Origin of the sequence: Paenibacillus sp. M2, from assembly GCF_046713495.1 — a bacterium.
GTDB lineage: Bacteria > Bacillota > Bacilli > Paenibacillales > Paenibacillaceae > Paenibacillus > Paenibacillus amylolyticus_B.
This window is the reverse complement of sequence record NZ_CP169648.1, coordinates 6870136-6882193: the sequence shown is the minus strand read 5'-3', so window position 1 is coordinate 6882193 and position 12058 is coordinate 6870136. Positions and strand designations below refer to the sequence as shown.

Annotated in this window: 9 protein-coding genes; 6 read left to right on the top strand and 3 right to left on the bottom strand. The window is 47.8% G+C overall.

Annotation, left to right across the window (positions count from 1 at the left end; all coding sequences use genetic code 11):
* The first annotated feature begins 25 nt into the window (after window positions 1–25).
* Complete coding sequence (locus ACETMN_RS31285; RefSeq protein WP_411735519.1) at window positions 26–2275, top strand: MMPL family transporter; 2250 nt, start codon at window positions 26–28, stop codon at window positions 2273–2275.
* A 275-nt stretch (window positions 2276–2550) separates the two neighbouring features.
* On the top strand, window positions 2551–3504 hold the full coding sequence (locus ACETMN_RS31280; protein ID WP_315371439.1) for a nucleoside hydrolase: 954 nt from the start codon (window positions 2551–2553) through the stop codon (window positions 3502–3504).
* Between the two features lie 236 nt (window positions 3505–3740).
* On the opposite strand, the gene ACETMN_RS31275 is transcribed toward ACETMN_RS31280, so the two are convergent.
* The 3 genes from ACETMN_RS31275 to ACETMN_RS31265 form a co-directional block, all read right to left on the bottom strand.
* Window positions 3741–5459 (bottom strand): methyl-accepting chemotaxis protein, encoded by a 1719-nt coding sequence (locus ACETMN_RS31275; protein WP_091012691.1) that lies wholly within the window; start codon window positions 5457–5459, stop codon window positions 3741–3743.
* 273 nt (window positions 5460–5732) lie between these two features.
* On the bottom strand, window positions 5733–6479 hold the full coding sequence (locus tag ACETMN_RS31270; RefSeq protein ID WP_091012693.1) for a DUF3105 domain-containing protein: 747 nt from the start codon (window positions 6477–6479) through the stop codon (window positions 5733–5735).
* Window positions 6480–6864: 385 nt separating this feature from the next.
* Complete coding sequence (locus ACETMN_RS31265) at window positions 6865–7782, bottom strand: zinc ribbon domain-containing protein (RefSeq protein ID WP_091012694.1); 918 nt, start codon at window positions 7780–7782, stop codon at window positions 6865–6867.
* A 375-nt stretch (window positions 7783–8157) separates the two neighbouring features.
* On the opposite strand from ACETMN_RS31265, the gene ACETMN_RS31260 reads away from it, so the two are divergent.
* The 4 genes from ACETMN_RS31260 to ACETMN_RS31245 all read left to right on the top strand — a co-directional run bounded on the left by ACETMN_RS31260 (window position 8158) and on the right by ACETMN_RS31245 (window position 12054).
* Complete coding sequence (locus tag ACETMN_RS31260; protein ID WP_411735518.1) at window positions 8158–8502, top strand: DUF2294 domain-containing protein; 345 nt, start codon at window positions 8158–8160, stop codon at window positions 8500–8502.
* Window positions 8503–8752: 250 nt separating this feature from the next.
* Entirely contained in the window at window positions 8753–9823 is a 1071-nt protein-coding gene (locus ACETMN_RS31255; protein WP_036613093.1) for a PotD/PotF family extracellular solute-binding protein, read from the top strand.
* A 266-nt stretch (window positions 9824–10089) separates the two neighbouring features.
* Window positions 10090–11028 carry a nucleoside hydrolase gene (locus tag ACETMN_RS31250; RefSeq protein WP_411735517.1) on the top strand — a complete coding sequence of 313 codons (939 nt, stop codon included), beginning with the start codon at window positions 10090–10092 and terminating at the stop codon, window positions 11026–11028.
* Between the two features lie 204 nt (window positions 11029–11232).
* On the top strand, window positions 11233–12054 hold the full coding sequence (locus tag ACETMN_RS31245) for an ABC transporter permease (RefSeq protein ID WP_036612869.1): 822 nt from the start codon (window positions 11233–11235) through the stop codon (window positions 12052–12054).
* Window positions 12055–12058: the final 4 nt, after the last annotated feature.

Below are 12058 nucleotides of genomic sequence, written 5' to 3'. Positions count from 1 at the left end.
AACAGAATAGGGAGATGAAGAGACAATGCAGGAAGGTTCGGGTTACGGCCGCTGGGTTGCCGGCAAACGAAGCAAATGGATTACACTGTTGGTATGGATCATTATCGCCGTTGTGCTTGGCATGGTATGGCCTGCTGTTGGTGATCGTGAAACTAATAACGCGCAGGATCTAAGTGAGTCCAAACCATCGGTTCAGGCAGCTGCACTTGCCGAGAAGGAATTCCCTGGTGGTGAAGGACTGCCCGCGTTAATCGTATGGCGTCAAGCCGGCGGTTTGACGGATGAGCAGATTGAGAACATTCAGGCATTAACGGAGCGACTGGATCAAGATCCGGTAGAACAACAGCAGTCCGTTGTGCCACTCTATCAATTGCCGCCACAGGCGTTGAAAGGCCAGCTTTCGGAAGACGGAAGCACCCTGGTTATGCCGCTTTTCTTCAATGAAGGTGCCGATGCAGAACAATTAGAGCAAGGCATTGAAGCACTTGAGCAAAAAACACAAGACATCTTCGGGGCAAACCCGTTCGATGTAGCTATAGATGATGCCAATACACTGATTGCTCGTGTAACAGGGCCAGTAGGGATATCCATTGATGCGAGCGGACTATTCTCTTCCGCCGATGTATCCTTGCTTATCGCTACGGTTGTACTGGTATTGGTGCTGCTGCTATTGATCTATCGTTCGCCAGTGCTAGCGATTATCCCAATTATTGCGGTTGGATTCGCGTATATGGTGACCAGTCCGATTCTCGGATTCATGGCGGATCAAGGCTGGATTACGGTGGACGCACAGTCAATCTCAATCATGACTGTATTGTTATTCGGAGCAGGAACGGATTACTGCCTGTTCATGATCTCCAGATACCGCCAAATTCTCTACCATGAGCCGGACAAAAAGAAAGCCATCTTCCAGGCCATTACGGGATCTTCCGGCGCCATTGCCATGAGTGGATTCACGGTTGTTGCAGCACTACTGGTGCTGTTGCTGGCTGAATATGGTGCGTATCATCGCTTTGCCGTACCGTTCAGTCTGTCCATCTTTATTATGTTTATTGCAAGTCTGACACTGGTTCCGGCGCTCTTGGCGATCTTCGGTCGGGGTTCATTCTACCCGTTCGTACCACGTACACATGAGATGGAAGTGGAACGTGCGAAGAAAAAAGGCAAACCGGCTCCTGCCCCGCGCAAAGTGAAGGAAAGCTGGATTGGCCGTGTTGTAGTAACGAAGCCATGGACCGTTCTTGCAATTACGTTGGTATTGCTGGGAGGAATGGCGGCATTCTCTACTCAGGTTAAATTCACGTATGATCTGTTGTCTTCCTTCCCGGAGGATGTACCTTCCCGCGAAGGTTTCACCGTCATCGGCGAACAATTCTCCCAAGGTGAGCTGGCTCCAGTGAAAGTGATCATTGATGCCGAAGGTAAAGAAACCGATTTGAAGCAGCGGCTTGAATCGCTGGATTACATTAGCAAAGTAGGCGATGCCCAACAGGGTGCCAAGAATGCTAACATTACGGCTTATGACGTGGAATTTAATCTGAATCCATATTCCATGGAGGCGATGCAGCATATTCCGGATCTGCGGGCTACTGCGGAACAGGCGCTTCAAGATGCTGGAGTAACCAATGTGGACAGTCAGGTCTGGATTGATGGTCAGACGGCTGAACAATATGATATTGAAATGGCAGGAGAACGGGATGCCAAGATCATTATTCCAGTGGTCATTGGCATGATTACATTGTTGCTGCTATTATACTTGCGTTCTGTTGTAGCTACAGCGTACCTGATTGCAACGGTTGTTCTCTCGTATTTCTCTGCACTGGGTCTGGGTTGGATCATCATTCACTATGGACTTGGAGCAGATGCAATTCAGGGAGCGATTCCGCTGTATTCCTTCGTATTCCTGGTGGCATTGGGTGAAGACTACAACATTTTCATGATCTCAAGCATCTGGCAAAAACGCAAAACGATGCCGCTTCGTCAAGCCATTAAGGAAGGCGTCGGTGAGACGAGCTCCGTTATTACCTCTGCGGGCCTGATTCTGGCAGGAACCTTTGCGGTACTTGCGACTCTGCCGATTCAAGTATTGGTGCAATTCGGAATTATAACGGCTGTTGGTGTGTTGTTGGATACATTCCTGGTACGTCCGTTCATGGTTCCGGCAATTACCACATTGCTGGGCAAATGGGCCTTCTGGCCAGGCAAGTATATCCCGATTGCTGAGAAGAATGAGAAGAAACAGAAACAGAACCAGAAACAAAACCAGTCCATGTAATGCATGGATGGGGTGAGATGGACGGCGGGGCTTCAAGCCTGCTGTCCATTTCTTTTTGCACAATAATGGCACAGAATTGAGTTAAACGGGTCTGTTCCTGAGATGGAATGGTGGAACTGTAAAATATCCGCAGGATGAGGCGTGATCCTTATTTTCTTTGCATGGGGAAGGTTTACGTAGCCAAGGGTTATGGGACATAATAGAGAGAGCGTCGGCCTTGGGGCAGACGGATGATCAACATCAATGGGACAACCAGGGGAAGGATGAAAGCAAGCATGACGAACCAACTTAATGTGTATTTTAACCATGACGGCGGCGTGGATGACCTCGTATCGCTGTTCATGCTTCTGCAAATGGACAATGTACATGTAACCGGCGTATCGGTTATTCCGGCAGACGGATATCTGGAGCCAGCAACAGATGCCAGCCGTAAAATCATCGATCGTTTCGGTACATATTCCGTAGAGGTATCCAAATCCAACTCCAGAGGGAAAAATCCATTTCCTGCGGCGTGGAGACTGCATTCCTTCTATGTAGATGCACTTCCTGTACTGAACGAGTCCGGCAAAATGGAAGCACCACTTTCTGCAGTTCCTGCACACCAGCATCTAATCGAGAAAGTGCGCAACACCGAAGGCAAAACATTGCTCCTGTTCACAGGACCGCTGACTGACCTTGCGCGTGCACTGGACGAAGCACCAGACATTGAAGAGAAAATCGACAAGCTGGTATGGATGGGTGGCACATTCGAGCGTGGTAACGTAGAAGAGCCTGAGCATGATGGCACAGCAGAGTGGAACGTATTCTGGGACCCGGAAGCGGCTTACCGTGTATGGCAGAGTGATATCCAGATCGATCTGGTTGCACTGGAAAGCACGAACAAAGTACCTCTGACTCCAGCCGTTCGTAACCGCTGGGCAGCAGAGCGTCGCTTCGAAGGCGTTGATTTCCTGGGTAACTGTTACGCAGGTTGTCCGCCACTGGTGTACAGTGAGACAAATTCCACATATTATCTGTGGGATGTGCTGACAACGGCTTCCGTTGGACGCGAGGACATCGTGAAGAAAAAAACCGTAAACTGTATTGTTATCCCGGATGGTCCTAGCCAGGGCCGCACGGTGGAGCAAGCAGACGGACGTCCAGTACAACTGGTGTATGATACCGATCCGGAAGCGTTCTTTACGTACATGACGGATTTGGGTAAAAAAGCTGCTCCGCAGCGCTATTAATTCAGGCAGCCTCAGGGCGTGCCAACATTAAAGGTACAAAAATAAAGCCGCAGGCAGTGGTCAGGGTATGGGGTTGAACCCCATGATCCCTTCCCTGCCGTGCGGCTTTTTGTTTTGGGCTGGTTTATATAAATTGATAACAGCGATCGGAAGGTTGTTCTGTCATCGAAGTGGCAATTGTGAATATACTTTAGTCCAACTATATAGCCGAGCTATCTAACATTCTAAGCTTCCTGCTATATTTTAAATCGACTAATTAATCCGTTCAGCTCACTGGACAGTACCCGCAGAGATTCAGCAGACGCACTCATCTCATCCATGGATTGCAGTTGGCTTCCGGTAGCATGAGATACCTGTTGGATACTTGAAGAGGATTCGCGTGAGATATGTTCCATATCCTCCACAGAAGCGGATACTTCTTCTGCACTGGCAGACAGCTGCTCGGATGCTGCGGATACTTCGTGCAGACGTTCATTCATCGTCTCAATCCCGGTATGAATGGATGTGAATGAACGGCCTGCCTCCTGAACAACAGCGAGACCGGATTGGACTGCTGCTGTGCTGGCAGACATATGTTCTGACAACAGGGCAGTCTGGCGTGTCATCTCGGCGATCAGTTCGGTGACATGCTGGGACGATTGCTCTGATTCCCCCGCAAGCTTGCGAACCTCTGAGGCAACCACCGCAAACCCGCTGCCATACTCTCCTGCCCGAGCCGCTTCAATACTTGCATTAAGTGCAAGCAGATTGGTCTGTGAAGCGATGCCTTTCATCAGGTGTGCCACCGACTCAATTTTACCTGAGTACTGCTCCAGCTGAGAGGTGGAGGCCACCATCTGTACATTTGCTTGATGAATTTTGTCCATGCTGTCCATCGCCGTGTTGATGTTGGCTTGACCTTGCACCGCGTTATTGGTCGTTTCCTGTGATACATCCGCGACCATAGAAGAAGAATTCGCAATGTGCTGCATGCTGCGCGTGATCTCTTCCATGGCTACCGTAACTTCGCCCGCACGAGCTACCTGTTCGGCAGCTCCACTGGCCGTATGATTCGTATGCTCGGCAATACGCTGACTGGCTTCTGCAGTCGCCTGTGAATGTTTCGATACACCTTCTGCAGCCTGTAGCAGAGAATCGGAGCTTTGACGGATGCCCGTCATGACATCACGGGTACCTGTAACCAGATGTTTGAACTCGGAAGCGAGCTGTCCCACCTCGTCCTTGCGACTAAGTTCAACGTTGACGGTCAGGTCGCCTTTTCCTACCTGGGTAATTAACTTCTTCAACTTCACCAATGGTCGGGTCAAGTAATGGGCGAATCCATACACCAACAAGACACTCAGCAGAACAATAGCCAAGGCTGTCCAGATCATGGTCATACGGTTGCGGGACATCAGTTCATAGACCGCAGTGGAGTCCAGATCTGCACCGACCAATCCGAGTACTTTCCCGTCATCTCCATGGATTGGCACATACGCAGTAATGGTAGCGCCATATTCATCCTGTGTGAGTTCACCCCGAATAGGCTCATTCTGTTCAAAAGCTTGCAGCATTCCTTCATAATGGGTCTCTTCTGCGGAGCCGTAAGGGGAGAAGTCATCCTCTGCCACATCCGCAGCAGCCCCATCTACAACGTAGAAATATGTATTTGTTCCATTTTCTTCGCGTGTACCAAGGGTGTACAGATACTTGAGTCCATTGGCCTCGCGTAGTTGACTGAGCTGCTCACGCAATGTGGCGTAATACGCTGTCTCGTTCTGTCCGGTACTGAGTGGTGCATACAGAGAAGTATCAATTAATACAGCTGCCCGTTCAGCCACAGCCTGTGCCTGCATCCCCATGGATTGTTCGACCAGTTGCGCTGATGAACGGTACATGGTAATACCAAGAACCGCGCCCGCAGCCAGCATCAGACAGGAAAAAAATAAAAAGATCCTCATAAACAAACTGTTCATTGGTAAAAGTGTTCCCCCTTGATCTGTTGAATCAATCGTCTCTTTGTCTCTTTACTTGGTGCTTGTCGTTCTTCTTTGGTTCGTATGTATTGTATATCAAATATACAGTTTTCTACTTGAAATATCGGCATCTGTTCGATAAAGAATTAGCCCCCGAGTCAATTTGATCCGGGAGCTAGTTTCGTTTCAATCCTATATTGACCATGCCCATCATTGGGACACACCCCATTGTTACTACTTAGAGGGGCTTCACATGACTGAGTGATTACGTCATTACATCGTTCCGCCGCCCTGGCGAACAGAGGCAGGAATCTTTTCAGGTCCCTGATTAATATATTTATTGATAAAAGTACCAACCTTGGCATCGTCGAATTGGTCGAGTTCCATCGTTTTGGTCCATGCGGTCACCACGACTTCACTGCCTTCGGGAATATCCTTGTTTGGTACAGCCAGAATACCTGCTCCGGCTTCGCGGAATTTAGCGAGGTATTTCAGATGTTCCTTCAAATCCTCGCTTGCGTTCTCCCGATAATAGATGATGATATCCCCGTGCTCCAGATTGTGTACCAGGTAATTATAGCCGGGGAAGTCGGTGTAAAATCCAAACTTGATATCATGCGGATTATGCGGCCCCGATGTTGGAATTGTCATCTCATACTGAATGGGGTCCTCCGTATGGTCAGCCCCATAATATTTATCGTCCGTCACGTCGATTGTCGCGTTGGATTCCAGATCGGCTACATTATATGTTTTACCTGCTCCTTGCATGAAGAACAGGCCAAACGTAATAATCGACACAGCCATCATTACATGTGCAGCCAGCCGAAGGGATCGACTTTTTTTCTGGATGTCCGCCCGCTCTTTCTTTTTCATGTGGCCCAGGATTTTTCCCTGTGTGCGCGATGCCCAGATATAGGCGGCGATGGAGAACAGCAACACGATTACACCTACGAAGAGCCACAGGTAGGATGTACCTGCCTCGTGCTCCATTTGCATATGATTCATATGAGTCATGTCCATAGAGAGTTCCTCTGCTTTCTTTGTAAAATGAGTGACATAACACTACGTGATGTAGTGTTGATGGCAAAGATGAATCATCTTATTACGTAACGGGAGTTGCTGGATTAGTTTATTACGTAAATAAGAACATACCTCTTGCACTACACATTATAGTGTATGATACATGCACAGTGCAATGCTGCCTTGGGAAACTAAAAAAGGCGTCCCCCACGTGAGCAGGGAGCGCCTTAATATAACTCTAAAGAGTCAGAGGAATCTATATCTATTGGAATTGAAGCATCTGCTTCGCCTTTATCTCCAGATTTTCACCATTATAAAAGCGAATTAAAAAAATCTGGAGATGACAGCGGTCGGCAGGTTGTTCTGTCATCGAAGTAACAAGTGTTTACAGACGGCCAAACGGCGAAAGCATCATGCCAATCAGTCCAATAATAACCTCACCCAACAAACGATACAGAATAAAGAATACGACCACATTGGCGATGAGTACACTGTACATACTGTCGATGGCTGCTTTGGTACGATTCAATGGATATTGGAATAGCACCGAGTTTAGAGCGACAAATATGATGATATACGAGACCACAAGCAAGGCGATCGCGATGGAATACGAGATGATAATAAACAGATTCGCCAGAACAAGGGATACGACAGCAGGAACAAGCAATGTACCGAACTGGGCAACCAGTGTTTTGGGACGGAAGGTTATTTTTTCAATTTTCAGAATAGCGTACATCAGTGCAATAGAGGCTATCAGGATAATGACGGTGAACAATAGCGGCCGGATAAATCCACCAATGAACAAGCCATCCATGCCTATACGACTAAAGGTAATTAAGAAGTATGTAGAAGATAGGACTGCAATCAGCGCCATTGTTAGCCATCCGTTTAGTGAATGCTGGTCACCAACGGTTTTCATCGTCTGATAAGGACGGGCTAATACACTGAGGAAATAGGATAGGTACTGTTTGCTTACTTCTTTGGCTTGCTGAACTTTCTCATTCTGCACGATATTATTCCACTGATTGGAGCTGTTGTCTCCCGCAGAAGCATGGTCATTGGTACCTGTTGATTCTCTCGCCTGTTCCTTGTGGATGGAGACGGATGGTGTGTTGGATGGAACGGATGCCTGGGAAGAGGTAGCCTGCGTGCTGGACCAGCGAGTATATTCGGGTTCTGAAGCAGCAGCAGATTCCGGGTTCTTTACAAGTGAGGGTGAAGAGGTAGTTTGCGTTAGATTAGTTCCGCACCTCTCACAAAACTGGGCATCTCCATTTTCATGATTACATACTGGACATTGCATGGGTTAAGCCTCCAATTTCTAGAAAATAAAAACATGTCAACATTGTGTCTCATTTTAACGGTTGTTGACGAAGTTTGTCTATGTTTCGCAGGAATTAATACCCTTATAGGGAAAGTTGAAACGAAGACTCGAATTACGGTGTATTAAAACGAAGTTTAGAAGTAACAATAGTATAGGACTGACATGCAGGCATATTAATGTAAATTTACTGTGGTTTAAGACGAATTGTTTTTGGGGGTAAATGTCTTATCGTTCGCTTCTGTGTGTGATTTACATGTTAAGTATATCTTTTGGGTTGCTCATTTCAGAAGATTTATGTATAATCAATCGTGTTAACACGTCGAATGTACGGTAGTAAGAGATGTGGGTGAGTTCATGGAACTACTGGACAGCAATGAGAGTAAGAAGAAGATGTGCCAGTATTATAACGAAATCTCGAAGGAACTGTTCGGATTTGGCACCACTCTCCTGAGAGTGACCATTGACCAGAACATTGTGACCTTCTACGCGAAGCACCGACGTTCACCGCGCTCTGACGCCCTGGAAGGGGAGGCCCCCGGCTTAAAGCTGGAAGTGGACTTCCGCATGTCTGTCTTATATAAGAAGAAATTCCGGGAGAAGCTCGAGCAACACATAGGTTTGCCAATTGAAGCTATATTGCGGGATTATGATGCGTCCACTCAGTGGGCAATCACAAATGTGATTCTGGAACAGGCCTAAGGATGGATCGGCAGGATAGATTCTTGTTGATGCATATGGAGGTTATGACCCGGATTCATGATCAGGTTCCGTACAATTTCATATGATGGCGTCTGTCTTTGGATTGATTCTGAAGCAGAAACCGATGATGTACCGGCAGCGGGTGTCGCTTTCCTTTGTTTACGAAGAAAAGTGTTCTTGTTTATACAAGAATGCTTTTCTTTTTGTTTTTTCATACACATCACATATATCAGGGGGAATCAGGATCATGATGAAAAAGTGGATTAGCGGTTTGGCAGCAGTGGCAATGACATCAGTATTACTTGCAGGTTGTGGCAGCAGCACGGATGATGCGACAGGCGGATCAGGCAGTGGAGGAACCGCAGCGAACAAACTGGTTATCTCCACTTGGGGCTTCTCCGAAGATTTCTTTAATGAAGAAGTATTTGGTCCATTCGAAAAAGAACATAATGTAGACATCGTGCTCGAAGTCGGCAATAACGCTGAACGTCTGAATAAAATTCGTCAAGGTACATCAAATGTCGATGTTATCTACCTGTCTGATTATTATGCACAACAAGGTATTGATGAAGGTCTGTTCGAGAAAATCGATCGCTCCAAAATTCCAAATGTAAATGACATTTATGATATTGCCAAAGCACCACTTGGTGAAGATTATGGCCCAGCCTACACGGTTGGACAGCTCGGTATCGCTTATAATCCGGATCTCGTATCCAAAGAAGTGACTTCATGGAGTGACCTGTGGGACCCGGCGTTCGAAGGTAACCTGACCATCCCGAATATTACGGCAACAGCAGGCCCAATGGTTGTGGATGCAGCTTCCCGTGTAGCCGGAAACGATACGTTTAATGAAGATGCGGCATTTGCTGAACTGAAAAAACTGAGCGGCAATGTGGTGAAATTCTACAGCCAAACTTCCGAGTTCGTGAACATGTTCTCCCAAGAAGAGATTGCGGGCGGACCGATCATGGAAATGTATTTCAAAGATCTGAAAGCAGCCGTGCCTAATGCAAAGTTTGTTACACCTAGCGAAGGTGCATATGCCGTGATGAACACAATCAATGTCGTGAAGGGCAGCAAAAACAAAGAACTCGCTGAAGAGTTCATCAACTGGCAGCTCAGTCAAGATGTACAAGCGAAATCTGCCAAAGCTAAAGTCGATTCCCCGGTTAACACCAAAGTTGAACTGACTGCTGAAGAAGCAGAAGGCGTAACATACGGCGCTGAAGTTGTTGAGAAGCTGAACAAGCTGGATATGGAATTTGTGAATCAACAGGTTAAAGGCTGGACAGATCGCTGGAACCGCGAGATTGCACAATAAAAACAAGTAACCGACTAAATAGTTATCTTTGATCTATATAGTTTAACTAAACTTTTTACACGAGAACGGAGAGGGCAAAAATAACGTGAAGAGCCAAGCGTTCGCCTTTATCCCCGGATTTTCCCTTTGAAGAAGGGATTCAAAAAAATCTGGGGATACAGCGATCGGAAGGTTATTCTGTCATCGGAGTGGTAAGTGTAATTATTCTTTAGTTCAACTTATCATTTGCAGCAAGCAACCAATCACCGTATAGGAGTTGAGAACGGATGAATGAATCGCGGAATCGCATCATTATGGATGTGGACACGGGGATTGACGACGCACTGGCAATTTTGCTGGCGGTCAAAAGCCGGAAGCTGGACATTCTCGGCATCACCACAGTCTGTGGGAACGTATCACTCCAGCAGGCAACAGAGAATACGTGCAAAATCCTTGAACTTGCGGGTGCACCTGAAATTCCGGTGTTTGCTGGAGCGGCAGGACCCCTTACTCGCAAGTCGCATTATGAACACCGAGTACATGGACAGGACGGATTGGGCGGTGCGCTGCCTGATCCGGCGGTGTCCAAGCAAGCCGAGGAAGGTTTTGCGCCAGACTTTATCGTGGAGCAAGCCAAGTTGTATCCCGGCGAACTGACTCTGATCATGACCGCACCCTTAACTAACTTGGCACTCGCGCTGATGAAGTGTCCTGAATTGCCTTCTTTATTGAAGGAAGTCATCTTCATGGGTGGTGTGGTTCGCGGACATGGCAACATTACACCGACCGCCGAGTACAACACATACGCTGATCCAGAGGCGGCACGCATTGTACTGCACGCAGGCATCGAGAAGCTTACCCAAGTCGGATTGGATGTAACGCGTCAAACATTGCTGAATGAAGCAACGATTGAGCGTCTCACCGATCCTGTAATTCGTGAATACGTCGCTCAGAGCACAGAGATTTATATCGACCGTTACGAACAAATGAACGGCGTCCGCGCTTGCGCTTTACATGATCCACTAGCCGTGGGCGTAGCCCTTGCCCCTGAACTGGTAGGACGCAAGTCATATTACGTCGATGTCGAAACCGCCAGCCGCCTGTGCGATGGCCAGATGGTATGTGACTTCCAAAACCGTTTGGGGGAGCAGCCCAACACCCTCGTCTGCGAAACCGTAGACGCGAAAAGCTTCCTTGAACTATTTGTCAACGCGTTAAACGCGTAGCTGCTCTGCCCCAATTAGATATTTATACGCTTGCGGAGAGTGCAGAACCGATCTGGAGAAGCGAAGCGTTCCCCTTTATCCCTCGATTTTCACCTATGAAAATCAATCAATAAATCGGGGGATAACAGGGATCGAAGGACGGTACTGCAATCGGAGTATTCAAGTATCAATCTCGAATTAAATTTACAAGTCAGGAGTATGGCGATGAAAAAATCAGTAATCTACTGGCTATTGCTGCCGGGGTTTGTGTTTTTGGCGGCATTTATGATCATTCCGATTGTCCTGACGATCGGATCGACGTTTTTCCAAGAAAACTCCTTCACGTTTGAAGGATACATGCATTTTTTCAGAGACCCATACTTTTTGAAAATACTGCTTACGACGCTGCAAGTCAGCGTGGTCACCACCATCGTCTGTGTGGTGCTCGGATTCCCGACAGCTTATTATATTTCGCAGAAAGCGCCGCGCCGCAAAGGCATTTTGCTGGCACTGGCGATCTTCCCACTGCTGACGAGCCCGGTCGTGCGTTCGTTTAGCTGGATGATCATTCTTGGACGCAAAGGGCTGATCAACAACACCCTTGTTGGTCTGGGGATCGTGGACAAGCCGCTGGATATTCTGTACACACCAGCAGCGATGATGATCGGTCTGACGCATCTGTTCCTGCCATTGATGATTATCTCTCTGGTGGGCGTGCTGGAGAACATTGACGGTGACCTGCTCAAGGCAGCGCAAAGTCTCGGCGCATCGCGCATTACGGCATTCCGCCGGGTTGTGTTCCCGCTGGCTGTGCCAGGACTTGTCATCGGAGCCGTGCTTGTCTTTGTCGGAAGCCTGACGGCGTATACCACACCTGCCCTCCTTGGAGGCAAGCAGCGCGTGATTGCTACGTTCCTGTATCAGAACGCCATGACCCTCAACGACTGGTATCTGGCCTCGGTTGTTGCCGCGATTATGATTGTCATTACATTTGTCGTGGTTGGTGTTATGAACAAAATGGCCAAAACTTTAAATCCGAAGGGGTAGACAT